Here is a 26,317-nt window from a genome sequence, read left to right on the forward strand (position 1 = left end):
TATCTATACTCCTTAATTCTTTTTGCGTAAACCTAATGTTCAGTGTTCATCAGTAATTTTGTCTTTTGAAACTGGATAACTTCTGAGCATTAATTCATTTATTTTGTTAATAGTTTTTTTATTTAACTTTTTCATATTTCACATCCTTACTAGGTAATTTGTAATATTCAAAAGTATCTTTTAATAAATATTTTCAAAATATGGCATGTCCTTTATTAAGACAACTATCATAAAAACACATTAAACATTGATTTGTAAAATCTTCTTTATATAATATTTGTTGTTTTAATTCATCAAGTTCTTTTTTAAGTGCTTCATTTTCTGCTTTAAGTTTGTCAAATTTAATTGATTCTGTTATATTCATTATTCATCCTCCTCAATAACAATTAATTGCTCTAATTGTTTTTTTGTGATTTTAATATCTTTTAAATCAGCATCTCGTAAATTAGCAGCTCATAAATCAGCACATCGTAAATCACTCCTATATAAATTAGAACCTTTTAAATCAGCATCAATTAAATTAGTCTCTTCTAAATTGGTATCTTCTAAATCTAATGTTTCAATTCTTAAATATTCTTTTATTTTTCAATTTTCAACAGTAACTCCTGTTAAATCTTTAATTAAATCTTGTAATGTTTTCATTAAATATTTTCCTTTCTGTAAAAAAACATAATATTCCTTTATTGATTAATATTTTGATATTTAGTAGATAATTTATTTTAGTATTTAATTACTTCGCCGCCCGCTTAACTTCGGGGGTGAGCGGGGGCGGATAGGATATTTTGATAGAGTTTACCCCCCCACGGAAATAAACAAAAAACAGCTTACCCAGTTATTAATTACGCTTCATCCATCCCTACACAACTTTATATAAAGAAAATAACCTTTTGGAGCTCCTCCCTCTTGTTTTTTAGTGTCCAATATTGTTTTTTGGTTTAACAGTACTCTTTTTATGAAACAAGCAAAAACACACGCTCTGACATTTCGCGGGCGACTAACCCCGCCGAGAATTAAAGAAATAAATAGGAGTAGTAAATCCAATCGCTTTCACACTTTCTTTAAGGCTTCGTACCATAGATGAGTTATCCATCTTTAAGCATCAAAATATTAAGTTTTAGTATTGCATTATTCATCAGATAGTACCTTTATTAAAAATGATATTATTAGTTGTTTAAATATCTCATTATCTCTATTAATAAACCGAAAAAATATAATAAATCAAAGAAAGGAAATTATAAAAATTAACTAATTTGTAGGGAAAATAGGTTAAATTTTTAATTGAAATAACTAATAAAACAAAAAATCAATTAATTATAGATAATACAAATTTATCTAGTAGAATTGTTGAATTAGAAAAAATAATTCAACAATTTTAAAGGTACTATCTGATGAATAATGAAATTAAAAAAAATCGCTCTTATAAGCGATTACTTTAATTTGTATTTAATTAATTTATTTATATTTTTTATAAAAAATCAACTTTTTTCTTACTACCATAAAAAATAATACCTTTTCATTAGGTATTATTACTGTTAGTAAAACAATGGTTTTTTTTAAAAACATTAATTTTTTGTCTTTTTATTGGTTTAATTGTTTTAGCTTCGCTTTCTAATAGTAAATCAAAAGACCAAAAAACATCAAATAGTATTGCAAATGGAATTAATATCACCTATTTATTATTATGAATTGAAATGAAGCGTTCTAAAAATTACTTTTTCTTTGCAGCTACTTTACCAAAAAACCTTGAAATTGAAGTACAAGGTGCAACACCAAAGTAAATTTAAAAAATTTATTTTAAATAATAAAGAAATTGAATTAGAAGGAACAGAATTTCCTAATCTTTTTGATACTAATACAACAGACTTTATAAAATTACGTAAAATTTTAACCCCAAAAGCAATGGCTAATTTAATCGATAATAGTAACAAATATCAAGAAGTTTTATCAATGTCATTTGTTAACGATAAATTTACTCTTTTATTAGATAAATACTTCTATAGCACAAAAGCCCACCATCAAAACCAAATTTGAAAACCAATAATTGTAATAAATAGAAATATCCAAAATTTTATTGATGACTTAATTGCTAAAATTGAACTAGATTTATTTCATTTAAAAAAGGGTTTGATTATTTAAATGGTTTTAACATTAAATAATCAAACACAAGAACTTGATAAGGATTAATTTTTTTATCAAAAGTTGAGTAATTGTTATACATCGTTTTTTTAGGCAATAAATTATCTGGCATTGGAATTGTTTGCGCAGATAAATTAATTAATACTAAAAATTTGTTTTGTTTATAATAACGATAAAAGCTTAATATTACTGGATTAATTTCAACAAATTCAATCTCGCCATAACTAAAGGCAAGATTATTTTTGCGAAGTTGAATTAACATTTGATAAGCTTTAAAAATTGATTGTGGACTATGATAATCTTTTTCTCAATTAATTTTTAAATAATTCATATTAACATCAATTCATGGTTTATGTGTACTAAACCCAGCAAATTGCTGATTATTTCATTGCATTGGAGTACGAGCATTATCGCGTGAACGTGCACTTAATACTTTTAAAATAGCATCTGGTTGTTCTCCTTCATTTTGAAGAATGTGATAATAATTAATTGATTCAACATCTTTTAACTGTTCAATCTTGGTATAATTATTATTTTCCATGCCAAATTCTTCTCCTTGATAAAGATATGGCGTTCCTCGTAGTAACAAGACAACAGCTGCTAAAGCTGTAGCTGATTCAAAACGATAATTTTCCGGATCACCAAAGCGTGATAATGCGCGTGGTTGATCATGATTATTTAAAAAATTAGCTAACCAACCACCTACTGCTTGCACCGGGATCTGTCATTCCTTAATTTTTGCTACTAGTTTAGCCGGCTCATAGGGAGCTAATTTTCATTTTTCATTATTTAAATAATCAATTTTTAAATGATGGAAAGTAAAAGCCATATTTAATTCTTGGGCCACTGGCTTTGTATATAAAATTGCTTGTTTTATTGATGTTGATGATAACTCACCAACAGTAATAATATCATTTGTTTTCAAATAAGTATTTTGAGTCATTTCTTGTAAATATGTATGAACTTGTGGTGTGTCAGTATAATATTTCCGACCATCACCAGTTAAATCATTTTCAAAAGTATTTGGTTTACCAATTAAATTAATAACATCAAATCGTAACCCTCGAACTCCTTTTTGTAATCAATAGTTAACAATTTGATAAATATCTTGGCGTAGACTTTCATTCTTTCAATTTAAATCAGCTTGTGTTTTATCAAATAAATGTAAATAAAACATTTTTAATTTATCATGATATTCTCATACTGAACCACCAAACTTACTTTGCCAATTATTTGGGCAATTTGCTTTGTCACCAGGAAGAAAGAAGAATCGTTGCAAATAATCTGGATTTCCTGTCTGTGCTTTTTGAAATCATTCATGTTCTGTTGAACAATGATTAAAAATCATATCCATCATAATAAAAATGTTCAGTTTTTTTGCTTCTGTAACTAGCATTTCAAAATCATACATTGTTCCAAAAAGCGGATTAATATTTTTGTAATCTGAAACATCATAACCATTATCTTTTTGTGGTGACACATAAATTGGATTTAATCATAAATAATTAACTCCTAGCATAGCTAAATAATCTAATTTTTGAATAATTCCTTGTAAATCACCAACTCCATCATGATTGCTGTCATAAAACGATTGTGGGTGAATTTCATACACAATCGCTTCTTGAAAATTTATTTTATTCATTGATAATCTCCTTTATCGTTTCAAAAATTTATTTATTAATATTTTCAACCACTTTTGGTTGTTTTTTAAAACTAATTAAACTTGTCCCCTTAACTTGTAATATTTCATCTCGTAATTTTGTAAAACGTGGAAGTTTTTCTAAAAATAATGTTAAGGCCATTGTTGCGATCATTGTTAGTAATGCACTAAGAATAAATCACGCATACCCCGTACCAATAAATGTTTGAACACCTTGGATTTGACTAAATGATTGAATTGATAAAATTCCTAATCATGCACCATTTCCAATTCCATTTGAAGTTACGCCTGCAACGGTTAATAACATTGAACCACTTGCTGAACCAACAATTGCTGCTAAGAATGGATACAGAAAGCGTAAATTAATTCCATATAACGCTGGCTCAGTTACTCCCAATCAAGCCGACGTTGTGGCAGAAATTCCAATTTCTTTCATTTTTGGGTCCTTTCGGTTATTAATAGTAAACATTAAAGTGGCACTTCCTTGGGCAATATTTGAAATACATAAAATTGGAAAAATAAATGTTCCCCCAATTTGAACTGTATCTTGAATCATTACTGCATTAAGCATCGTATGAGCACCAGTAATTATGATTGGCGCATATAATAATCCTAAAATTGGTCCAAAGAAATATTTTGCAATCGGATTAACTAACGCTCAACTTAATCCAACTGAAATTGCACTTCCAATGATATAGCCAATTGGACCAATTAAACATAATCCAACTGTAAAAGATAATAAAATTGTTAATAATGGTACAAAAATTTGTTTTAGAACAGCGGGAACAATTCGATTTAATCCTTTTTCTAAATAAACCCCAAAAAAGGCTACTCCAATTGCCGGAATTACTTGCCCTGTATATTGAATTTTTCAAGGAAAACTTCATGCTCCAAAGTCAAATGTTGGTGCCACATCAAAAATTCATAATGAATTATTAGCACCTTTAGCAATTTCAAAAATATCGACTAACGGTGGTAATAACAATGTTAAACCAATAATAATCCCAAGAACTGGCGAACCTTCCATTTTGGCAAATATTGATCAACAAATTGTAACTGGAATATATCAAAAGACAGCTTGGGCTGGAATTCACAAAAAATCATCTAACCCTTTAGCAAATCCTGAAATACTTACCAATGAAGTTCCTTCCCCATTTCAATTTGCTTCTAAAATGTTACGAAATCCCAAAATTAACCCCCCTGCTATTAAGGCTGGGACTATGGGAATAAATATTTCTGAAAAATGTTGTAATAATCGTTGATATCATTTTCCTTTTTTTACTGTTGATTCATTTGTTATATTTTCTCCTAATTTTTCTGTTTTAGAAGTTAAGTATTTTTTAAATTCAGCAAAATAATTATTGACATCAGGTCCAATTACAATATGATATTGCCCAATTGGTTGAACCGTTCCTTTAACATTATCTAATCCTTCTATTTCCTTTGAATTCGCTTTTGTATTGTCTTTTAAAACTAATCTAATCCGGGAAACACAATGAGTATATGAAATAATATTGTCAATTCCTCCCAATAATGGAATTAACACTGCTATTTCAGTAGTATATGTTTTTTTTGTCATAATTTTTTATCTCCTGTATGGAATCATTTCCATATCTTGATTATAATACACATTTTTTAAAATATAAACTTATTTTAAAAAATGTGTATTATAACTTAAACATTCAATTGTTTTATTTTTTGTCATATTATTTCCATCTAAAATTTGCTTTAACTTGAGAATTGTTTTTGTTGCTAATTCACCATAGTTAATGGCAATATAATAATGTTTTGGTAAAATTGGCAGAAAAAAGTCATTACTATTACAAATATCTGTTAGTAAACTATTAGTAATATTATTTTTCATTAAAAAGGAAATAACAACTTTATAGCAGGTATGTGTCCCTGCAATAATAATTTTATTATTTAAATCAATTGTTTTAACTAATTCTCAAATTATTCGTTCTTGATTCTCAGAAAAAAAGTACGATTGAAATTGATAATTACGACGTTTAAATCAATCAACAACAGTATCATATCGTGCAAATCCAGTTGGTAAATTTGTTACCGGATTCTCACCAATATAAAGAATTTCTTTTTGCTTGTCAAATTCATGATTCAGTGCCATTTCTTGGAGCAAAGCATACATCATTTCATTATCATTATTAATAAAAACAGTATCCCCCCATTGACGACCATACACAATAATTGAAACATTAATTGTCTGTAAAAAGGGGCGGATATTTTGGTCATTACTAATCGTAAATAAAATTAAAGCAGCTGGTTTACGGCGAACAATTGCTTGTAAATGTAATAAATAACGATCCTAATCATAAGTTGTTTCAACAACAAAAGGAACTACTTTAGCAAAATCATCATTAATTTGTTTTAAAATTGATTTAACAATAAATGTATTACTACTTGTTAAATCAGGAATTAAAATATATACTTCTAACATTTTCTTTTTAATTGAATGCGCAGCAAAATCAGGTTGAAAATTATATTTTTCCACAACTTTTTGAATTAAAAGACGCTTTTTTTGACTAACATAACCGCCATTAAAATAACGTGATACTGTCCCAACACCAACGCCACATTCAGCAGCAATTGTTTTAATTGAAATTTTTTTATTTTTCATTAAAACCTTTTTTTAAAAACCAATTTTGCTTAATAATGGGACTAAATAATAAAAATAGTACACAATAAAGCATTATTATTGCAATAATAAAAATAAAGAAATAAGGAAAATCTCATCGTTTAATATATAAAAATTGAAATAACAGTCCAACTATAATTCCAGTCATAAGAAAAATTAGATGATAAAACCATGGGATTTTCTTAAAAATTTTTTGTCAAAGGCCTTTTTCTTTTGTCAATGAAAAACTATTCATGTTAACCACTCCTTATTTGTCATAATTATATGCTAATTTAATAAAAATAGTTTTAATAAGTTTATTAATAAGTTTATTAATTTAAAATATTTTAACTATTCATTAAAATTTAATAATTTTAAAAATAATGCTCAACATTCATCACGGGCAATTTTATTTCGACTTGATGTTTTAATAAAATAATCACTATCAGCAAAATTTAATTTAGCTTTAATAATCTTTTCATGCTTTTGAATATCATTCTTTTTGACCTTATCAATTTTTGTTCCAATTAAAACGGTCAAAATGTTAAAATGTTTTAAATATTGATACATTTCATAATCATCTTGAGTTGGTGGATGACGTAAATCTACTAACAAACAGACAAATTTTAAATTTTGGCGTTGAGTTAAATATTCTTCCATCATTTTTGCAAAATCCATCTTATATTGGTTACCAACTTTTGCAAATCCATATCCGGGTGCATCAACAATTCGAAATTGATTATTATTAATTGCAAAAAAATTTAACATACGGGTTTTCCCAGGAATTTGAGAAACTTTTGCTAATTGGCGCTGATTTGTCAACATATTTAAAAAACTTGATTTACCAACATTACTTTTCCCTAAAAAAGCAATTTCTAATAAATCATCATTAATTCAACCTGCTTTATTAACCGCTGATGTAACATAACTTGCATTTTTAAACTTAAACATTATTTTTCCTCCATCTGACGATTAATTTCATACATTAAAATTGTTCCTGCCTGAGCAACATTTAATGACTCAAGTTGTGAATTAATTTTAATTTGGACATTATAATCACTAATTTCTTGCAATGTGGTGGAAAGGCCATGCCCCTCATTACCCAATGCTAAAATATACCGGTCATTTTGCTTAAACTGACAATCTTGTAAATAAACACTTTTTTGATTTAAACCTGTCGTAATAATTTTATATTGGTTTAATTGGAAGTTTTTAATTTCATTTAAACAAATCTCTTTAATTGCAACTTTAAAAATCGCACCTTGACTAGCACGTAAGACTTTATCATTAAAAAGATCAACAGTATGATTATACAAAATAATATTTGTAAAACCAAAACCAAGGCCAGTTCTGATTAATGTTCCGACATTACCTGGATCTTGAATGTTTTCTAATAAAAGAATGTTTTGATTAAATTGAAAATTATTTTGTTCCTTAACCTTCGTTAAATAAATCACACCGATAATATTTTGACTATTTTTGCTTTGACTCAACTTAGTTAAAATTAATTCCGGAACTATTGTTAATAAAATATTATTAAAATTCTTTAATTTTGGGTGATTTGCTTTTGTTGTTAAAATTTCAACAACAATATTTTGTTGTAATGCTTCATCAATAATGTTTCATCCTTCAATTAAGGCTAAATTAAATTCTTTTCGGTATTTTTTTTCTTTTAATTTTGCCAATAATTTAATATGTTCATTTTGCGTTGAATTAATTTCTCGATAATTCATAAGATGGGGATGCTTTCTTAATTGACATACATAAAACCAACAAGGTATTTTTTGGTTTTTGGGTCATCTCATTTTTCTTTTGTCTTTGCTGTTTCGCGCATTACAACAGCCATTGCTCGGGGACGTTTTGGTGGATCTTGCATTTTCCCTAATAAAACCGCTAATCCAGACCTATTATTTTTATCATTAATTTCTTTATTATAATCTTCGGCATCCTTAACTCCAATTTGTTTTGCCATAATTTTAACCTTGTTTTTTTCATATCAACGCTGAAATTTTTGATATTTTTCAAAAGACCATTCTTTTTCTTCTCAACCTAAGAAAATGCGGTCTTTCTCTTCATCTCAACTAGTTAAATAATCACGAAAATTTGTTTGTGCAGTTGGTCCTTGTTCCATCATTTTAAAAGTTTGATTAATTGTTTCTTCTAATGTATCATACCCATAACCAATAAAAGCATTACCAATTCAATGATGTTTATAAATTGGTTTTAATGGATTAAGAGGTTCAGTAAATGTAAGAGCATATGCTCAATATTTGTCGTCTGCTTTACTACGAAAAAGTTCATATCCAAATTTTTGATGCTTAATAACAACAACATCTTTTTTAATTTTACAAACTAAATGCTTAAAAGCTGTTACAATAGCATTAATTTCCCCATCAGTTAATGGTGCCTTTAATTTTGGCTGTTTTAATTTTAAAATATGTTCTGTATAATATGATTGCATTCCCTCAACCTCCTTTTTAGTTAAAATTAACTACTAATTATAATTTTATCTTGGATATTTTGTTAAGTAAAGTAATAATTTGAAATTAACAAACAATCCATTATAATCATAATTTCATAATAATTAAAAAATGAAATTAATTTCCTTTTTTAATTATAAAATTTATTTTACTTGAGCATTTAAATAATCTTTTAAACATTTTAATGAACAAACATTAACATTATCAATGCGCATTATTTTTGGTTTAAGTTTATCACATTGATAGCAAACAAATGCTTTTGATTCATTTAAGTGATGACTACAAGTTTTTTCTTTATGAACTCAACATTCAGTAATTGCTTCTCCTAATAATTCAAAATTATCACCATTGTCATTCACAATGCGTAAAAAATTAAGTCCTTTCGCAATATCATGCCCACAAGTTGTTTTAATTAAAACTGATAATATTTCATATGATGAATTAGCAAAAAGTAAATTTGACGATTTATTTTCATAATTACATGTATTACAATCAACATATGTGATATTCGTTAGTGTTTGAATTTTTACTACTGATTCAGCTATTTTATCTAATCATTTATTGTTATTCAAAACATTGGTTTTCATAACTTACTCTCCTTCTTTAATTGTTTTATTCAGATATTTGCGTAAACATTCTCGTGAGCAATAATTATTATTATCAAGTAATAAGTGTTCGTTATGTTGGTAAAGTAATTTCTTGCAATAAATACATGCAACATTATTTTGTAATACTTTAATATATGAATTAGTAACATCATTCATTTGATTACATTCGTTACATAACTCAACAATAAAATGATCAATTGTTTCTGTTTTAACATTAATCTTATCAAAACTAAATCCGAAAAAAAGATCATAAATATTTAAATCATCAACATCTTTCCCCTGTTGACAATTATTACAATAAAATATCTTAATCTTACCAAGTTTTATTATCTCTAATAAGTACTCAAATAACTCATCTTTAAATTTGATTCAATATTTATAATGTTTTTTAACAAGTTCTTCGTTATTTTTTAAATTTGTAAGGTTATTATTGTTATGTGAGTTTTTTACATTCATTATTATTTCCTCCAAAAAATGAGCATAATTATTATATCATAAATTAAAATAAAAAAAAATTTTGAATTAGATAATAAGTTTGTAATAAACATTATATAATTATATATATCTGAAAAGAGGATTTATTATGGCCAAAAGAATGCTATCATCGCTTTTTAATATTCTTTTTTGTTGATTAAATGTTATTTTATGAATTTTCAATGTTAATCCTGTTGGGACTTTAATTTTTGGAACAGACTGTCCAAAGGATCGAAAAGGAAATTTTATTTACGGATTATGTTCCTTTTTACAATGAATTTTAATGGCAACAGTTATTGGAACCGTTTTTGTTATTATCTTCTGAGCAAAAGGTGAACCATCAATTGCCCAACATCTTGCTAAAACAGTATAATAAAATAAAAAGATAATATATTTAATATTATCTTTTTTAATAATTATATTTATTTGGTTCAAAATATGATTTGTTTGGAAGAAATGGTAATATTTTTTTTAATTTATTTTCATTTGTAATATTTTTTTGATGATACAAAGGATTAATCTCTTTTTTTGACATCTCACTGATGGATATTATTAAAATTCTTTTCAGTAATAATATTTGTTAAAACTTTTTCTAATTTTTGATTTCATTTTTGGACTTTTTTATGAGAATTAAAATATTGTTTTTCAATATCATATAATGAATTAAATCATTCTCATGAATCATTTTCATATTTAATTAAAAAGACATTATTTAATCTAATAACATATTTGTTAACAATATCATTTTCTTCTTTTAATAAATTTGAAAATTTTTGTTCTTCTTCGACTGACATTTCAACTAATAAGCTCACAGTATTAGGATTAATTTCTAATTTATTATTATAAAAATGAGAAGCAAATTTTAAATATTCTTTAACTTGTTCAAACTTAATTTCATTTTTTAACAATAAAACGGCAGTTGTAAACGAAATTGATAATAATTCAATGACTAAAAAATTATTAATAATATTTAATTTACTTTTGCTTTCCATTTCTTCTAATTTATTTAACTTATCTAAATAAATTTTAAATAAAATTTCATATTTTTCATCTTTAATTCTCCTTTTCATAATTTTTTTGCTCATAATCAATTTCCTCATTTCTATTATCGCTATTATTGTCATCTGTTTGTTCACTTTCATCTAAACGATTAATAAAGTCAGCTATTTTATCAATAATATTTTTAGCTTCTAGTAATTCAAATATTTTTTTTTTTTTTTTCAAAAAACTCTTTTGTCTGTTTTATTTTTTTATTTTTTTTCTCTAAAAAAAGAATTTTTTGAGCCATTAAACGGATTGTTGGTTATGAAATTATGCGGCAATGAGATTACCTGGTTTATCAAAAGTTGAAATTCAAAAAGGGGATGATTTTTTAGTAATTCTAGAAAAGTTTGATGCTTAAGTTCAAATTTTCGTCTTTTAGTCTTATTTCTTTCCCTAACAACTATTCCTAAAAATGTAAATAATCCTAAAAAGAAAGTTCCACCTATGCTTCCCAAAATAATTTTAACAGTTTTACTCATTTTTCCTTAATAATGCTATTTTTCATTATACTTCCCACTTTCTTTTTCTTTTAATGAACTAATATAAAAAGGAAAATATAAGATCATTAATAACTATTTTATTTATGTCTGTAATATTCTGCTTAGTAATTTTTTATATTTTTTAATTTATATATTTTATTATATAATAATTATTTTTTATTTGTGAAAAAGATGAATAGATATCATTATTTAAATTAAGGACTATGCTATTTTTTTGCTAACAAAGGAATCGCTTTTGTATAAATTTCTAACATTTTTTTAAATCATCAAGCTTAACATACTCATTATAAGAATGCATTGTTGATTCATTAATATCAAATTCAGCGCCAAATGCCACACAATTTGGCATTGCTTTAGCATATGTTCCACCACCGATTGCTACAGGTTTTGTGTGGGTATCACCAGTCACCTATTAGTAAACTTTCATAATATTTTTAATCATTAGACTATTAACTGGCATATAAAGTGCTTCTTGCCAAGAAATATTTGTTAATTCCAAGTTATATTTTTTTAATTCTGCTGTTAATGGTTTTTGTACATCAGGTAATTTATATGAAATTGGAACGCGCATATTTAAAGTTAAGCGTGTTTTTTTCTTGATTAATTTCAACTATTCCATTATTAATAATTAATAATCCGGTTTCATATTTCATATCTGGGAAAAGATGACTAAAATGAAAATTATTATATAAATGTTTTTTTGCAAAATTTGCAATTATTGAATTATTATTTAATTCAGCATATGTTGCTAAAGTAATTAAAGCAGCATTGATTCCTCGATCTGGTAAACTACCATGTTAAGATTTTTGTAGAAACCACATACATTTTGTATTTTTGTTTTTTACAGTTTTGGAAAGTAAATTTTTTTTAATATTTTTAATTGAGGAGTTGAAATTATGCAAACAAAGCAATATTTTATTTTGCAGTCGCTAGTGAAAAAGTATGGTAAAGATAATGTTATTAATACTGTTAATAAGATTGCAAAAGATATTGAAATTAAAAAGTAAAAGAATAAATTATTCCGCGTAATTTATTAGCGGATAATTTATTCAATAGTGTTTTTAATGGAGCGAAGCGACAACGAGCGGAGCAAGTTTGCAAATTTCAATTTTTTAGTTTTTAGAGAGGAAATGTAATATGCCAACTTGATTAACGACAATATTTAGTGTTGTTATTATATTAGGGATTTTTGCTTGAATTGGTTTATCAATTTATCAAAAAATTAAACAAATTCGAGGAAAGAAAAAAGAAAAAAAATTGAAAGAAAGGAGGATAAAAAAAATGTTAGGTATGTATTTAACAACAGCGGTTAATTTTTTAACAGCACCTACACCTAAAACTATGACTGAGGGTATGACTGGGATTTGAACTGGTTTGACTAGTGCATTATGAAAAGTTAAAGAAGTTATAACAAATATTTTACCTGAGATAATGGTTTTCTTAGGTGGAGCGTGAATTATATTAATTCCATTTGCTATATTTTGTATTATTAAAATCTTAAACTTTTTCCGTGTTATGGTTAAAGGATTTTAATATTTATTATTTATCATGTATTTTGACTGTGGCACACTAGTTTTTATATGTGATTTGATTAAATAATTTTGTTGTTTATTTTTGCACTATACACTGTCTACAAATTTATTTTTAAATAAATTTAATTATTTTGGTTATTATTGATAATTTTACAAGATGAAAAAACTTGTAGGCAGTATATAGTGTAAAAATATCAATTTAATTATATTTAAGGTATTATTATGGTTTTTTCTCTGTATAAAAATATTTATAAATTTGTTAATTTATAAAAAATTCAAATAATAAATTTAAAAGTTATTATTAAAATTATTATTAGTGAAATAATTGTTTTAATTAAAAATGAATTTATTAAATAGAAAAATGAATTTATTATTTCTTCGATATTTTATTTCTCCTTTCTATTTAAAATAATTTATACAGAGAGAAAACCATAATAATATCAACTTAATTATAAACTTATGATTTTATATTTTAATAACTATTATTAAAAATTAAATAGTATTTTTCAGTGTGCCAATTTTTATTATTTTTATATTTAACAATGTTTATTAACAGTGTTTATTAAGCATTAAATAAACAATATATTAGCATTATCTATAACATTGTTAATAATCAGTGTTTATTACAATTAAAAAACATTATATAAACATTATTTATAACATTGTTTATTAAACAAATATTTAGTTAGGAGATGATAAAATTGAGTAATTTTGTTAAGAAAAATCAGAATGTAGAAAATTATTTTATTAGTAAGGAATTTATCCCTTTTACAACAGATAAAGCAAGTTTTATTAATTTACCCAATCATAATCGCCATATTGGGTTTTGATTGAGTAATAAGTTTATTTATCCGAGTGAAAAACATTCGGATCAAGTAGCAATCGGTTTGATTTATAATAATTCTTATCCTATTATAAAGTATGATGAAAATTTAAAGCAAAATATTTGAAAATATTTAACTGGAACAACCTTAATCAATTTATATAATCAATATAAACAAAATTATTTTACTAAAATGAAAAAAGCATTATTTTCAAGTGAACCTCAAAAAGTAAAAACAAATAATAATAATAATAATTTAATAAATTTAAGTTTTGAAAAAGAACAAGAATTAATTAATGATTTGAAATATTTAAATTAAATGAGTTTATATGATTATTGAGTTCAATTTGTTATTTATATTATTGGTGCAAATGCCCCTGATTTTTTATATGTTATATCGTTTGTGTTATTTATCGTTTTGTTTTTTGGAATGTTTTTTAAACTTATTCAAAAAATGTGGAGTTTTTAAATATGCAAAATGATTGAATTAAATTAAAAGAGTTTTTTATTCATGTCTTTTTGTTTATAGATAAAACGAATGTTGAAAGTATTACAATGTGGAATTTAACGCAAAAATGAATATTTAACTTTGATGGTTGGTGTTTGAATTGTGATTTTGTTTTTAACTTGGTTTTTATTATGAATGGTTTTTAAAATAGTTGGGTATTTTAAATAATGAAAAAGTTTATATTTTTCTTTAAAAACTATTGTTATATTAGTGGTTCAATGTTTTTGTTTAGTTTAATTGATTTATTACTTTTGATAATTTCTTTGTATTGTGTTGGTTTAGTATTTTGATTTTTGTTTGCTTTGCAGTGTGTTTATTTTGTGTGATGATTGTGAAAAAATATTTTTTATCAGCTAAACGCTTTTCGGTTAGTAAATTTTGTTTGAGATAATCCGTTATCAGTTATTATTGGGAAGTTAGGGACCTGTAAAACATTACTTTTAACTTATTTATCGCAAACTATGAAATTATTGACAGATGAAATTTATAGTAATTATCCGTTAGAAGATGATAAAGTTAAAGTTTTAACATTTAAAAATTTAGATTTTACAGATAGAACAAAAACCAGTCCCACCCGATGATAGTGTTATTTTATTTGATGAAAGTTATTTGTATATTGATGGAACTAGTCCTCACGATGAGAAAAAAGTTCATAGTAGTAAAATACCGTGAATTGTTTTAGCGAGGACATTTTGGATACCGTGCGTTGTTTACTTCTCAGCGTGAGGGTATGATTTGAAATAATATTCGCCAGTTAGCAAGTGGAATTATTATTCCAATTTCATTGAAAAAACCCGTTGCTAAAAAAGGATTTAATTTTTTTAATCGTTTCTTTATTATGCGAATTGGAATTTTTCAAGATATAACGGATTATGAAATTTGAAAAACAAAATCAGTAGAACGAACAGCAGAAGGTAAAAGAGCAAAACATAAGTCGGATGTTGGGTTAGGAATTCGGTTTTTTAAAATAATTATTCCGCTTGAATTTGCCAATAAGTACGATAGTCAATGGTTAAAGTTTGTGCGTGATTTAAAAAATGATGAAATTATTGATAAAAAAGAATATTATTGGTAAGAAATCACAAAATTAAGCGTTAAAGAACGATTGGAGTTATTTGATATTGATATTTTGAAAAAGAATTTAAAACCTAAAAAAGAGAAAGGAAATAGTAAAGATGATTAATTTATTAGTTGAAAATAATAATAGTAATTAAGACAAGATTTTTAGTTTTGTTTTTGATATATTTTTATTTATTTTTGATGTAATTTGAAATACAAAATTACCGATGACAAATACGTCAATTGCTTATTTTTTAATCTTTTTTATGGTTATTAAGTTATCTATTTATGCAATTCACGGGACATCAACACAATATAATAATTTAGGTTCAACAGTTAATATAATGGTGTTTCACAAGTATATTCGTCAACTGTACGAAAAGGTATTAATGTTGGTAAAAATGTTTATCAAAATAGTAATAAGCAGCAAGTTAAAAAAAGAACTTAAACGACAAAGTATTAGATATCAAGCAAAAAATATTAAAAGTACTAAATTTAAAGGAGATAAAAAGTAATGATTAAATTAGTTTTATTGGTTGCGGCAATCGCGATATTTGGAACTGGTTTTATTACTGTTATTATTAATCAATTTACATCGGCAAAAAATATTATTATGGATTTATATAATTCTGATACTTGGTTGATTTGATTATTTGGTAGAATGGCAATTTTATTTAGCCATCCGTTAATGTTAACAATATCAAGTTTATATATTGTTGGGTTTATTGTTTCAAAAACATTGTATAGTTAGGAGTTGAGTTTATGAAAATTAAAAATTTTAAAGTTTTTAAAAGAAAAATGATGAGAAATATTAGTATATATTTTAGTTGTTGGTTTTGGTTTTGCTTTATTTATTGGATCAATTTACGATAAATGAGATAAATTAATTAATGAGTTTGGTATTTTATTCTGATATATGTTAGTTGCAAATTTGTTTTTTTGATTTGAATTAGTTTGATGTATTTTATTTATAATTAATTTTAAAAAGAAGAAAGGTGGTAAAGAATAATGCGTAAGTTATTATCTTTATTTGCCATATTTATTTTAAGTTTTTTAGGTTTGATTATTCCATTTATTACTTTAACGGCGTTTAGACCGTTAAATGAGGAGCAATATACGCTTAAACAAAAAAGTATAGTACTGATAAAGGTATTAATGAAACTGATTTTATTAATACAATGTTTTTACGCAGTAGTTTTTTTGAAAATTGGTCGGAAACAAATTATTTTATTAATCCAACTTTAAAAACATCAAAAAAATTATCGTTTAATGATAAATGATATTTGGATTTTTTACAAGATAGTTATTCCACGGGAGTTGTTTATGATAAACCTGGTGGAACATTTTTAAATTATTATCAACAATGACATAGTTTAAAAAGTTGATATATGGTTGATAAATTTTATGATGTTAAAAAGGAGAATTTTTTGGATGATTTAACTGATTTTATTTATGCTTTTGCAGTAAAATATAAGATGTATGATGTATCTAAAAAAATTGTGGAGAATGTTGACCATTATAAAGATAATCGTTATCCAAGAGTTAGGTTAAACCAAGATAATTGAAAATTAATTCCTAGGGTTAATGATGTTTTAGTACCACCCAAAGTAATTGCTTCTAAGAAGATGATAGGAAATATATTGTAATTTATCCATATCTAATCCAACAATGAAACATAATTAAAACAGATGCAAAAAATATTAATAATACCTGAGCATGAAGTTCAAAAGCAATAATTTATTATTGAGATGGTAGTGATGAACTAGAATTGCCAACAATTAACTCTAATACAGGTGAAATTACTGATTGAAATAGTTATCAACAAACTCGCGTAAAAGAATTTATTAGTTTATCTTTATATTCTGTTTTGCAGGAAAATATTAGAGTTCAACAAGGTGGTAGTGCGGATTATGAAAATCCGAATAAGGTTGGAACAAAGCGGATAATTTTTGATTTTGAAACGGTTGATGTTTTATTCGAACGGAAACTGGTGAGGTTTTTAATTTTAATGGTTCAATTTATTCATCATTAAATAGTAAAGATTTAAAATATTATCAACAATTTAGCGGTCAGTTTGATCTATCTAAGTTTTTACAGTCGTTTTTTGCAAGTGCTTTGGTGCCAGTGTTTCAAAATCGTAGTTCGTTTATTGAAAATGTATATATTGATAATTTACAGTATGATACTGTTTTAGTTAACTTTTTTGCGTTGAAATTACAAAATTTTAATAATATTTTATTAAGTGAAAATATTAACGATAAATTACAATTTGATAAATTATTAAATAGTATGTTTAAGATTTTACAGAAATTTTATACTAATTATTTACGCACGATTTTTGATTTAGAAAATAATACTTATGTTCAAGGTTATAATAAAAAATATGGTTTATTAGTAAATAATGGTTTTAAAATTTACCCACGATATTTTTATTTTTCAGATAAATATAAACAATTAGATATTAAATTATATTCAGCATTTAAAAATCGGTTTTATACGATTAATAATTATGGTAGTGTTTTTAATTATGATTTTTCGATTTCTAATAATTATGATATTAAGTTAAATTAGGGTTATGTTTTTGGCGGTAATTTACAAAATAAATATGGTTTGCAATATAAAAAAATTGAAGAACAAAAAATCGATTATAATGTTTTTGAATTGCAAGCCCAAAAAGAGAATGATATGTACCGATATTATTATTTTAATTTTGGAATTTATAACTGACAAGAAATTAATAATGGTGGTTTGTTCCCCGATAAGCAATTATTTCAAGTGCAATATATAAATCCTAAAGGTTGATGAGATTTTGAAACTCATATTAAAAATGCGGTCATCTGAATTTTTAATACTATTCCCGGAGTTAAACAAGTGAATGAATTAGCTAGTGGTGTTGGTAAGGTTTTTGAGACAGTGTATAGTTTTTTTAGTCAAATATTTGAGGTATGAAAATTTAATCCAGCATTGTATAGTATAATAACAAATATTTTTTTATTAATTATTTTTATTAAATTTGTGCGATTAATATAAAAAAGGAACTGTTATTCAGTTCCTTTTTGTTCTTTTCAATCAGTAATTTCACCGGTGTTTTTATCAATGGTAGGTATTTGTGGTTCATTATCACCATCTCAACGATAAATTATTGCTTTTGAACTTCATGCTCAGGTATTATTAATATTTTTTGCATCTGTTTTAATTATGTTTCATTGTTGGATTAGATATGGATAAATTACAATATATTTCCTATCATCTTCTTTTACATATTTATTTTTATCAGTAGAAGCAATTACTTTGGGTGGTACTAAAACATCATTAACCCTAGGAATTAATTTTCAATTACTACCTTCTGGTGGTTGTTGTGGATTATATTGTGGTTCTGGTTTATTACCCCCACCTCCGTTTTTATTATTATTTTCTTTTTTACAACTGATTAATGTTGTTGTGCTTGTTGCTGTTAATCCTATTGTTCCTATTATGCTAAGTCATTTTTTCATATAGATTGCTCCTTTTTATTGTTTTATATCAAGGAAAGGGGCTTCGCCCCTAAGTCGTTCCGCGACTTTTACCCCTTTAAGTAAGGTGGTGCGTGGATAAACCACCACACCACCTTACTTTTTTTTACCAACAACATTACATTATTTAGTCCTAAAAATAACGTAAAAGTCCATTAACCATTGCTAAAACCAAAATAGAACTTAACATAATCTTAAATGTAATATCAAAAGCAAACAAATTACCAATATTATTAAACAATTCAGACATATTACTAAACACATGTACTATCCCATTAACAAATTTATAAATTTCTTTCATACCAGGCAAATTATTTACAATCCAAATTGCCGAATTTTCAATATGAATATCTAAACGGTATCAAGCACCTTTTTTATAAGGTAATTGTCAAATTTTTCCATCATTAAGTTCACCATTTCAATCAGTAGCATTATAAAGACTAAAATTAAAACCATTAATTGAAATAGATCTATTTTCTATTAATGTAGTTGTACTAAATCTAATTAAATTAAAACCTTGATATTTTGACCTATCTGTCATATCTAATAATTTTATTGATTGAGTATATTTATCATTATTAGAAGGTAAAATATTAGTCTTATAATCTCAATTTGAATAATAAGAAAAATAATCATTAGTACTATTTATCGTATAGGCATTATATAATTGCACTCGTGGTTTTAAATAATAAATATCTGTATCAGGAAATCTTAAAATATTAAAAACCATTGATTTTGGATATAATAAAAAACCATTTTTTACAAAAAACACAAAACTTAAATTACCATTATTAGATGTAAAATAAATAAATTCTCTAAAATTAGAAATATTAAATATAACTCTTAAAACATTAGAATAAAAATAATCTAAAACTTGAAATAAATTATCCAACGAATAAAAATTTTGTTTAACATCATTAACAAAATAATTACTGTTAGATTTTTTAAGAATATCCATATTAAGCAATTCTTTATAATTAAAATTTAAAACTAAATAATTCATATCAAAATGTTTATAACTCTGATTGGCAATAATTGGATCTTTTAAATATTTTAAAGCATACAAATTAATAATTGTCGGACCTTTGTCATCAATTGCTCCTCGACCAAACAATTTATTATCTTTAATTTGTGGTTTAAATGGTTCAAACTCTCACTTGTTAAGATCACCTAGAAGAACAACATCTAAATGTCCTAAAATCGCAAAAATTTCTGAACCAGAACCAGATTCAACATAACCATAACGATTTTCTGAATCTTGATATGTTTTGAAACCTAATTCTGTTCCTAACTTAATGACATATTCTAAAACTTTTTTGTTCCTTCACCAAATGGTGCTCCTGGTTTTGCTTCACTACGAACTGAAGGAATTCGAATAATATCCTGAATTTTTTGTAAAGCTTCATCAAAGTATTCTATTAGTAATTTATCAACATTAATTTCCATAATTTTCTTCCTTTCTTATAGTTTTAATCTCTTATATTTTCTTAATTATCAATTCTAATTATTCACAGTTCTTCTTTAGTTAAATTATAGCATAAGTCTTAATCTATAATATTAACTAAAATATCATTTAAAATATTTAAACCTTGGCTTGTACAACGTAAATGATTATTATCAAAAACTAAATTATTTTTTTGTACTTCTACATCAATTTTATTTTGATAGTAATCTACTGCTGCTTTTGCATCTCTAACCTTTGTTAAATCAATGCCATTTAAAACACGTAATCCCATCATTAAAATTTGAAAATAATAATCCTTTACCGACAATTCTGTTTTAGTTTGTGTTCAGTTAGCATATTTTCGCGAATTCTGTAATAAATAGTAACCATCATTATTAATAAAACCAGCTGCACTAGGGCCAAGCAGTCAAAAAGACTTATTAGTTCAATACGCTAAATTATGTTGTGATTTTTTGTTGTTATTAGTATAATTTGAAATTTCGTATCTTTCATAACCTATTTTAGTTAATGCAGTATTAATAATTTCATCAAATGCAATATCATACTCTGGTAATTTAAGTTTTGTTTTACCCCAATATGAATTTTCTTTTAAAATTAATGAATATCAACTAATATGATCAGGTTGTAATTTTTGAATCATTAACAAATCTCCCTCAATATCAGCTTGTGTTTGATCAAATAAATTATAAATTAAGTCAAACGAAATATTATCAAAACCTTCTTGACGAGCTAAGTAATAACTATTAACAACAGCAGCACTATTATGATAACGATTAACTTTTTTTAATAACTGATCATTAAAAGTTTCAACACCAATTGAAAGACGGTTAATCTGATATTTCTTTAAAAGTTGTAATTGACTTTTTGTAATTTTTTCTGGATTTAACTCAATTGTATATTCCATTATTGGGTTTTGCACAACTTTTTGTAATAGTTGTAATAGTTGTTCTAATTGATTATCATCTAAACTATTTGGTGTTCCTCCTCCCAAATAAATTGTTTTTAAAGCAAAATCAGGATGGGGTTGAGCAATCTCATGTGATAATGAAGTTAAATATTCTTCAATCATTATTGGGCGTGATTTTTTAATTTTAAAAAAATCACAATAAAAACAAATATGGTCACAAAAAGGAATATGTACATATAAATGTTCAATCATTGTTAATCCTCACTTCTTTTATATTTTAATAATATAGATTTATAATTTCAAGTGCAACAATTATATGTTTTTTAATGATTAAATTAAAAGATTTCATTTAAAAATTAACCAACCTCAAATTCAATTATTTGCAAAAATGAATATTCACCATTATTAATAATCATTTCTTCCTTGCTTGGAAAAATAAAAAAACAATAGTCAAAGTCGTTCATTAATAATATGCTATTTTTAGTATATTTATTTATATTTGCAATTTTTGTTAATAATTTTACAGTAAAAGATTTTTCAGTTTTATTAATTAGATTAATTGTATTTTCAGAATCACTAGGATTATTAATCTATAATAGTTTTAGATTTGAATTTGTTTTACTGTTAAAAAAATTAATAATAGGTATAAAAATTGAAGTGATATAAGTTCCTTCTGACTTTTGTTCTAAAACACTAGCAACTTCAAGTACCTTATCAAAAAGTCGCTTGGTTCACCTTAAAAACCAAACGATGATTCTCATAATATGTTTCTAATTTAAAATAATGTCAAAAATTCATTACAATATTTTCAAATTGCTTAAGCTGAAAATCAAACACATTTTTTTCTACTAAAACTTTAACCTATTGTTCTAGATTTATGGAAGTCCGCAAATGTTTAAATGGTAAACTTTCAAGTATAAATTTTTCTACTATCATACTTCTAATTTTAATTTCAACATAAGAATCTTTGTACTCAGTTACTTTTTTTATAATATATGTTTCTTTATAAAAATTTAACAAATTTTCTGGTGTTAATTTCATTGGGTCATATCCCTTGCCGGCTCATGCTAAAACAGAATCCTTTTTAAAGGACATAGAATTTAAATTCATAAAAAAGTATTTCTATAATCGGATAAATTACTACCAAAAAATAAAATATTTTCATTCTTTAAAGCCTCCCTAACAATGGATCAAATTATCCTGCTGGGGTATCATTCATAACTATATTTTCTCACTCTAATTTGAAATTTTTGATTTTTTAAAACTTTATTAACAAACATAGTAAAATACTCCTCAATATTATCCTGAAGATTACTTAAAACATCTAAATCATTAGTTATAACTACTAGAGCATTAATCTTATCTCTTGCTGGCAATCCTTTAAATGTCACTTCATAATCAATATTAACTTGCACTGTAATTCCAAATACCTATTGTGGAGTATCTTTTAATAACCTCCGTATGTTATCAAAATTAATATTATACAAAGTAAATAAAATATTATCCTCATTTAAAAACAACGGCATTGTATCAACATAATAATTTGAATAGCGATCTCGTAAACTTTGATTCAAATTAGCAAACTCTACTTTAAAACCAGTAAGTAACTGTGTTAAAAAACGATATTTACTAATTCTTGGTAGTATTCATTATTCTTAGGTTTTTAATAAAATTAAGTAATTAGAAACAAATTAAGTTTCGCTTATGACTAAATGATAACAAAATTTATAAAAAATTCAACTTTTTTAAAAATTATATTTTTAATTGAATAAATAATTTTATAAAATTATGAATTTTGGCACACTAAAAAATAATTTTTAAAGTTATTACTAATTTTAAAAATTTTTTTATTTATAAAGATAAAAATTGATTTTGAGATTGATTTAATTTAAAAATATTAAATTCAATTTTTTCTTTATTTTTATTAATTTTAACTTCAATAATTCTGATATTAAGTCTTAACATTGAAGCAATTAACATATTATTAAATGTTTCTTTACAATATATTTTTGCACCTCGCCCCTTAACAGCCTTAATATAATGTGAAACATCACTTCAACATGACAACCAATATTATATTCTAATGCTTGATTTTCAATACCATCTTTATTATTTTTAATTAATTCAATAGTTTCTAATAAAAATTTCTTTTTGTTGTCAATAACATAGGATAAATGACAAATTAAAAAATCTAATAATGCTTCATAATTTCCAGTAAAAAAATATATACTTGCTAATTTATATTTTAATCTATGAATCTTGTTTCTATTTCGATATGGAAATAAGTCTTTAAATCTTTTTACTAAATGAAATTTATCGAAACTATATAATACAGTGTTATTTTTATATTTTTTTATGGCTTTGTAAATTTTTTTAATTTGTTTTTCACCATCACTTAATACTAATATTATAGTATTTTCATTAATATCATAAGTATCCATTAGTTTAAAAATTTTATCAATAAAATTATTAAAACTAGATTTTTCATTTTTATTAGTATTTTTATCCATCATTTGAAAAACACCTTTTTTCTTTTTAATTACTTTTCTTGTTTTAGTTAATTTTTCTTCATCAATACCAATATGCATAGTTGAAAAAAATATTTTCTTTTCAACTCTTTTTTTATTTTCTCACATAGGAACAAAAGCACCGTCAATTTGAATATATAAAACATTATTTGTAATTTTAATTTTATTGTTATTTTTGTTGCTAATATAGTCAACTTTTTCTAAATCGGCATTTTTAAAAATATTAGATATTGTTTTTTCGCTAATATTTGCATTCTCTGTTGTATGTAAAATATCTTTATATCTTTTTCCATCACCCAAAAAATATAAATATCTATCTTTTAAATTTTTTTCAATCTTTTCGTATTTTTTTAAACCTAATTCTTCATCTAATGGGTAACGATTAATATTTTCTTTTTTATTTTCATAATATTTAACATATAATCTTCTTTTTATAGAAATATTTCCATATTCTGTTTTAATTGTTTTTGGTAATTTTGATACAACCTTATATCCTTGTAATATTTGTCCTTGTTGATATAATTTAAATATCTCATTATCTCTATTAATTAATAAATTTTTAACTTCATTTTGTGTCTCGATTGTTTTATTTTCTTTATAATTTCCTAACAAATTTTGTTTTAACTCCATCTTATTATTTCCCTATCTTTAAAAAATATTTTTAATATGATATTAATAATACTTAATTTGATATTTGATAATGTTTATCATTTTATCATAATTTGAAAGCGAGGATATCTAAAAAATGCAATGAATTTAAATGAATTAGTAGAGCATTACGGACAATGAATAATTAATACATTTGATAAATTTGATGGTTTTGAATATGCCACATTTCATTATGACATTAATGCCCACAACTTTATGCAAAAATTACAAGAAGATATTTATCCTTATTTAGGTTATAAGATTAAAATGTTTAAAGCCAAAAAACATCAAACATCACTTAATAAAGAAGCGGGAATAATTAATCGTGTAACATGAATACGAAAAATGTTTGTTCAAGGCAAGATATATTGCATATTAGATAATTTCCCATTTTTAGATAAATGTATTAGTGAATTAAGATTTAGCGATACCAAACAAATATACCCGATAGTAAAATGTATCATGACCGATATATGATGCTTTGTTTTATGGTTCTTACCCATATCGCTTTAAAATGGGAATATAATAAATAATTTGTAAAAATAAAATAAGGTATAATTTCCCATCTTCAAACCAAAATCCAGTTATTTGTGAATTATAAATATGATTAGTTTGTTCTCAACAAATATAAGTATCTTTTCCATTTAAATTAATTTTAGTTCTAAAAAAATTTTGAATATTTTTATTTATAGATTTTTTTGTTGAAGTTGGTACAATTAAAAGTGATTGCCCCATTGTACCAATAACTATTGCTGGTCTAGTTTTAATAAACTCATTATCAAATGTTTTTGTTATTAAATTAATACCTTTTTTAAGGGTTAATTCATTATTTTTTTCATCAAAAAAATGATTATGAAAACTTGAATAATGTAATTTATGATATTTAATAACACTATACATAGTTATTTTTTTTATTTTATTTTTTTTAATCATATAAAATTTCTTTCATTTAATGCGTTCCTCTTTTTTTAAAAAAATATGGATGACCTGATATTTAAAATACCGATCTAGATGATGAGATGCTAATTTACTAATCATCTCTATTTAAAATAGATAATTATTTTTTTAATTTGTCAAGTAAATATAATTTTGGGCCGAGCGGTTGACTTTCTTAAATTATTGTGAAAAATAACTTAAATTTTCCGCGAGGCCAGATTGACCCTCTGCATATAATAAATTAAATAATTTCCTTTCAAAAAGTTAAATAACGCTTTTTTTATATATACAAGTATGTTAAAACAATTATATAAAAAAATTTAACAAAAGGAATTATAATAATGAAAAAGATATTAAGTCTTTTAGGCACAATCACTCTAATTGGAACAAGTGCAACAAGTTTAGTTGCTTGTAATACAACACAATATAGCGAGGATGAATTACAACAACTAAAAAAAGAAAACCAAATATGCACAAATTGCAAAGAAATAAAAGATAATTTAGAATGAATTTATCAACAAGAAAAACCTTTTAATCAAGTTGATAATAAATGATATTATGTTGTATGGCGTGGTGATAAAAATGGTGATTGAAGAATTGTTAAATTTTTAAATAATAGTAATTTATTAAAAATTGATAATTTTAATAATCGGCAGTTAGAAAAAACGGATTTAGCATATGGGAAGGATTTATATATTAGTAATAATTCTGGTTTTATTAAATATGTATCAAATTGACAAAGAGATGATGGAGCTTATTTTAAAGCATTTTATCGCTGAAATTTAGATACTAATGAACCTTATTTAATTATTAATGATAATGATAATATAAAAGTTAATGAAGAAATATAAAAAGTCAGTTTAAT

Annotated in this window: 33 protein-coding genes and 4 pseudogenes; 12 read left to right on the plus strand and 25 right to left on the minus strand. The window is 24.5% G+C overall.

Annotated elements, in window-relative coordinates; all coding sequences use genetic code 4:
* Positions 1 to 12 precede the first annotated feature (12 nt).
* The 3 genes from SDAV_RS13925 to SDAV_RS02960 are packed head-to-tail and all read right to left on the minus strand — an operon-like array spanning position 13 to position 642.
* Entirely contained in the window at positions 13 to 135 is a 123-nt protein-coding gene (locus SDAV_RS13925) for a hypothetical protein (protein WP_281268808.1), read from the minus strand.
* The gene (locus tag SDAV_RS02955; RefSeq protein ID WP_114564482.1) at positions 119 to 364 is read right to left on the minus strand and encodes a hypothetical protein; all 246 of its coding nucleotides are present in this window, start codon (positions 362 to 364) and stop codon (positions 119 to 121) included. Before SDAV_RS02955 ends, SDAV_RS13925 begins: the two co-directional genes overlap by 17 nt.
* Positions 364 to 642 carry a pentapeptide repeat-containing protein gene (locus SDAV_RS02960; protein ID WP_114564483.1) on the minus strand — a complete coding sequence of 93 codons (279 nt, stop codon included), beginning with the start codon at positions 640 to 642 and terminating at the stop codon, positions 364 to 366. The genes SDAV_RS02955 and SDAV_RS02960 overlap by 1 nt, the downstream gene beginning before the upstream one ends.
* A 1,011-nt stretch (positions 643 to 1,653) precedes the next feature.
* Here SDAV_RS02960 and SDAV_RS12945 point away from each other — a divergent pair.
* Positions 1,654 to 2,136 (plus strand): DUF3137 domain-containing protein, encoded by a 483-nt coding sequence (locus SDAV_RS12945; RefSeq protein ID WP_245938488.1) that lies wholly within the window; start codon positions 1,654 to 1,656, stop codon positions 2,134 to 2,136.
* On the opposite strand, the gene treC is transcribed toward SDAV_RS12945, so the two are convergent.
* The 10 genes from treC to SDAV_RS03010 all read right to left on the minus strand — a co-directional run bounded on the left by treC (position 2,129) and on the right by SDAV_RS03010 (position 9,972).
* On the minus strand, positions 2,129 to 3,778 hold the full coding sequence (gene treC / locus SDAV_RS02970; protein WP_114564484.1) for an alpha,alpha-phosphotrehalase: 1,650 nt from the start codon (positions 3,776 to 3,778) through the stop codon (positions 2,129 to 2,131). The genes SDAV_RS12945 and treC overlap by 8 nt on opposite strands.
* 28 nt (positions 3,779 to 3,806) lie before the next feature.
* Complete coding sequence (locus tag SDAV_RS02975) at positions 3,807 to 5,375, minus strand: PTS transporter subunit EIIC (protein ID WP_114564485.1); 1,569 nt, start codon at positions 5,373 to 5,375, stop codon at positions 3,807 to 3,809.
* A gap of 69 nt (positions 5,376 to 5,444) precedes the next feature.
* A complete protein-coding gene (locus SDAV_RS12950; RefSeq protein ID WP_245938489.1) occupies positions 5,445 to 5,996 on the minus strand; it encodes a type 1 periplasmic-binding domain-containing protein in 552 nt (183 codons plus the stop codon).
* A gap of 123 nt (positions 5,997 to 6,119) precedes the next feature.
* On the minus strand, positions 6,120 to 6,431 hold the full coding sequence (locus SDAV_RS12955; protein WP_245938490.1) for a LacI family DNA-binding transcriptional regulator: 312 nt from the start codon (positions 6,429 to 6,431) through the stop codon (positions 6,120 to 6,122).
* Positions 6,421 to 6,684 (minus strand): TIGR04570 family membrane protein, encoded by a 264-nt coding sequence (locus SDAV_RS02985; RefSeq protein WP_114564486.1) that lies wholly within the window; start codon positions 6,682 to 6,684, stop codon positions 6,421 to 6,423. Before SDAV_RS02985 ends, SDAV_RS12955 begins: the two co-directional genes overlap by 11 nt.
* A 95-nt stretch (positions 6,685 to 6,779) precedes the next feature.
* Complete coding sequence (gene yihA / locus SDAV_RS02990; protein WP_114564487.1) at positions 6,780 to 7,379, minus strand: ribosome biogenesis GTP-binding protein YihA/YsxC; 600 nt, start codon at positions 7,377 to 7,379, stop codon at positions 6,780 to 6,782.
* A complete protein-coding gene (locus SDAV_RS02995; RefSeq protein ID WP_114564488.1) occupies positions 7,379 to 8,161 on the minus strand; it encodes a TrmH family RNA methyltransferase in 783 nt (260 codons plus the stop codon). Before SDAV_RS02995 ends, yihA begins: the two co-directional genes overlap by 1 nt.
* Positions 8,162 to 8,178: 17 nt before the next feature.
* On the minus strand, positions 8,179 to 8,889 hold the full coding sequence (locus SDAV_RS03000) for a hypothetical protein (protein ID WP_114564489.1): 711 nt from the start codon (positions 8,887 to 8,889) through the stop codon (positions 8,179 to 8,181).
* A 162-nt stretch (positions 8,890 to 9,051) separates the two neighbouring features.
* On the minus strand, positions 9,052 to 9,495 hold the full coding sequence (locus SDAV_RS03005) for a hypothetical protein (protein WP_114564490.1): 444 nt from the start codon (positions 9,493 to 9,495) through the stop codon (positions 9,052 to 9,054).
* Between the two features lie 3 nt (positions 9,496 to 9,498).
* Entirely contained in the window at positions 9,499 to 9,972 is a 474-nt protein-coding gene (locus tag SDAV_RS03010) for a hypothetical protein (RefSeq protein ID WP_114564491.1), read from the minus strand.
* A gap of 127 nt (positions 9,973 to 10,099) precedes the next feature.
* Between SDAV_RS03010 and SDAV_RS03015 the strand changes: the two genes are divergently transcribed.
* Positions 10,100 to 10,363, plus strand: a complete 264-nt coding sequence (locus SDAV_RS03015; protein ID WP_114564492.1) for a hypothetical protein — start codon at positions 10,100 to 10,102, stop codon at positions 10,361 to 10,363.
* Positions 10,364 to 10,505: 142 nt separating this feature from the next.
* Here SDAV_RS03015 and SDAV_RS03020 read toward each other — a convergent pair whose 3' ends face one another.
* The 4 genes from SDAV_RS03020 to SDAV_RS12965 form a co-directional block, all read right to left on the minus strand.
* Entirely contained in the window at positions 10,506 to 11,075 is a 570-nt protein-coding gene (locus tag SDAV_RS03020; RefSeq protein ID WP_114564493.1) for a hypothetical protein, read from the minus strand.
* On the minus strand, positions 11,044 to 11,214 hold the full coding sequence (locus SDAV_RS11865) for a hypothetical protein (RefSeq protein ID WP_186823458.1): 171 nt from the start codon (positions 11,212 to 11,214) through the stop codon (positions 11,044 to 11,046). The genes SDAV_RS03020 and SDAV_RS11865 overlap by 32 nt, the downstream gene beginning before the upstream one ends.
* A 567-nt stretch (positions 11,215 to 11,781) precedes the next feature.
* Complete coding sequence (locus SDAV_RS12960; protein WP_245938491.1) at positions 11,782 to 11,943, minus strand: hypothetical protein; 162 nt, start codon at positions 11,941 to 11,943, stop codon at positions 11,782 to 11,784.
* Positions 11,944 to 11,946: 3 nt separating this feature from the next.
* Positions 11,947 to 12,144 carry a hypothetical protein gene (locus SDAV_RS12965; protein WP_245938492.1) on the minus strand — a complete coding sequence of 66 codons (198 nt, stop codon included), beginning with the start codon at positions 12,142 to 12,144 and terminating at the stop codon, positions 11,947 to 11,949.
* 527 nt (positions 12,145 to 12,671) lie between these two features.
* Here SDAV_RS12965 and SDAV_RS12970 point away from each other — a divergent pair.
* From SDAV_RS12970 to SDAV_RS14605, 8 genes and pseudogenes are all read left to right on the plus strand, one after another.
* Positions 12,672 to 13,067, plus strand: a complete 396-nt coding sequence (locus SDAV_RS12970) for a hypothetical protein (RefSeq protein ID WP_245938493.1) — start codon at positions 12,672 to 12,674, stop codon at positions 13,065 to 13,067.
* A gap of 691 nt (positions 13,068 to 13,758) precedes the next feature.
* Positions 13,759 to 14,208 (plus strand): DUF3627 domain-containing protein, encoded by a 450-nt coding sequence (locus SDAV_RS03050; RefSeq protein WP_114564495.1) that lies wholly within the window; start codon positions 13,759 to 13,761, stop codon positions 14,206 to 14,208.
* A gap of 152 nt (positions 14,209 to 14,360) precedes the next feature.
* A pseudogene (locus SDAV_RS14315) lies at positions 14,361 to 14,565 on the plus strand (DUF2649 domain-containing protein).
* Positions 14,565 to 15,580: pseudogene (locus SDAV_RS14320) on the plus strand (hypothetical protein). Before SDAV_RS14315 ends, SDAV_RS14320 begins: the two co-directional pseudogenes overlap by 1 nt.
* A gap of 37 nt (positions 15,581 to 15,617) precedes the next feature.
* Positions 15,618 to 15,971 (plus strand): annotated as a pseudogene (locus SDAV_RS14600) (hypothetical protein).
* Positions 15,971 to 16,207 (plus strand): hypothetical protein, encoded by a 237-nt coding sequence (locus SDAV_RS03070; protein WP_053390637.1) that lies wholly within the window; start codon positions 15,971 to 15,973, stop codon positions 16,205 to 16,207. The pseudogene SDAV_RS14600 and the gene SDAV_RS03070 overlap by 1 nt, the downstream one beginning before the upstream one ends.
* A gap of 3 nt (positions 16,208 to 16,210) precedes the next feature.
* Positions 16,211 to 16,465, plus strand: a complete 255-nt coding sequence (locus tag SDAV_RS03075; RefSeq protein WP_222611581.1) for a hypothetical protein — start codon at positions 16,211 to 16,213, stop codon at positions 16,463 to 16,465.
* Positions 16,465 to 18,486, plus strand: a pseudogene (locus SDAV_RS14605) (spiroplasma phage ORF1-like family protein). Before SDAV_RS03075 ends, SDAV_RS14605 begins: the two are co-directional and overlap by 1 nt.
* Positions 18,487 to 18,497: 11 nt before the next feature.
* Here the strand turns inward: SDAV_RS14605 and SDAV_RS03085 are convergent.
* The 7 genes from SDAV_RS03085 to SDAV_RS03110 all read right to left on the minus strand — a co-directional run bounded on the left by SDAV_RS03085 (position 18,498) and on the right by SDAV_RS03110 (position 24,498).
* Positions 18,498 to 18,950: a lipoprotein gene (locus SDAV_RS03085; protein ID WP_114564496.1), complete on the minus strand. Its 453-nt coding sequence runs from the start codon at positions 18,948 to 18,950 to the stop codon at positions 18,498 to 18,500.
* 151 nt (positions 18,951 to 19,101) lie between these two features.
* Positions 19,102 to 20,301, minus strand: a complete 1,200-nt coding sequence (locus tag SDAV_RS12990; protein WP_334199347.1) for a spiroplasma phage ORF1-like family protein — start codon at positions 20,299 to 20,301, stop codon at positions 19,102 to 19,104.
* Complete coding sequence (locus SDAV_RS12995) at positions 20,274 to 20,414, minus strand: hypothetical protein (RefSeq protein ID WP_245938496.1); 141 nt, start codon at positions 20,412 to 20,414, stop codon at positions 20,274 to 20,276. Before SDAV_RS12995 ends, SDAV_RS12990 begins: the two co-directional genes overlap by 28 nt.
* Positions 20,415 to 20,512: 98 nt before the next feature.
* Entirely contained in the window at positions 20,513 to 21,592 is a 1,080-nt protein-coding gene (gene hemW, locus SDAV_RS03095) for a radical SAM family heme chaperone HemW (RefSeq protein WP_114564497.1), read from the minus strand.
* 848 nt (positions 21,593 to 22,440) lie between these two features.
* Positions 22,441 to 22,755 carry a hypothetical protein gene (locus SDAV_RS03105; protein WP_114564499.1) on the minus strand — a complete coding sequence of 105 codons (315 nt, stop codon included), beginning with the start codon at positions 22,753 to 22,755 and terminating at the stop codon, positions 22,441 to 22,443.
* Positions 22,756 to 22,770: 15 nt separating this feature from the next.
* Positions 22,771 to 22,914 (minus strand): hypothetical protein, encoded by a 144-nt coding sequence (locus tag SDAV_RS11875; protein WP_186823459.1) that lies wholly within the window; start codon positions 22,912 to 22,914, stop codon positions 22,771 to 22,773.
* A 399-nt stretch (positions 22,915 to 23,313) separates the two neighbouring features.
* The gene (locus SDAV_RS03110; RefSeq protein ID WP_114564500.1) at positions 23,314 to 24,498 is read right to left on the minus strand and encodes an Mbov_0401 family ICE element transposase-like protein; all 1,185 of its coding nucleotides are present in this window, start codon (positions 24,496 to 24,498) and stop codon (positions 23,314 to 23,316) included.
* 36 nt (positions 24,499 to 24,534) lie between these two features.
* Here SDAV_RS03110 and SDAV_RS03115 point away from each other — a divergent pair, with 36 nt between their 5' ends.
* Entirely contained in the window at positions 24,535 to 25,029 is a 495-nt protein-coding gene (locus SDAV_RS03115; protein WP_151202502.1) for a hypothetical protein, read from the plus strand.
* Here the strand turns inward: SDAV_RS03115 and SDAV_RS03120 are convergent.
* On the minus strand, positions 25,012 to 25,449 hold the full coding sequence (locus SDAV_RS03120) for a hypothetical protein (RefSeq protein ID WP_114564502.1): 438 nt from the start codon (positions 25,447 to 25,449) through the stop codon (positions 25,012 to 25,014). The genes SDAV_RS03115 and SDAV_RS03120 overlap by 18 nt on opposite strands.
* A 344-nt stretch (positions 25,450 to 25,793) precedes the next feature.
* Between SDAV_RS03120 and SDAV_RS03125 the strand changes: the two genes are divergently transcribed.
* On the plus strand, positions 25,794 to 26,303 hold the full coding sequence (locus SDAV_RS03125) for a lipoprotein (RefSeq protein WP_114564503.1): 510 nt from the start codon (positions 25,794 to 25,796) through the stop codon (positions 26,301 to 26,303).
* The last annotated feature ends 14 nt before the right edge of the window (positions 26,304 to 26,317 follow it).

It is taken from the genome of Spiroplasma phoeniceum P40, from assembly GCF_003339775.1.
GTDB classification, from domain to species: Bacteria; Bacillota_I; Bacilli_A; order Mycoplasmatales; family Mycoplasmataceae; genus Spiroplasma; species Spiroplasma phoeniceum.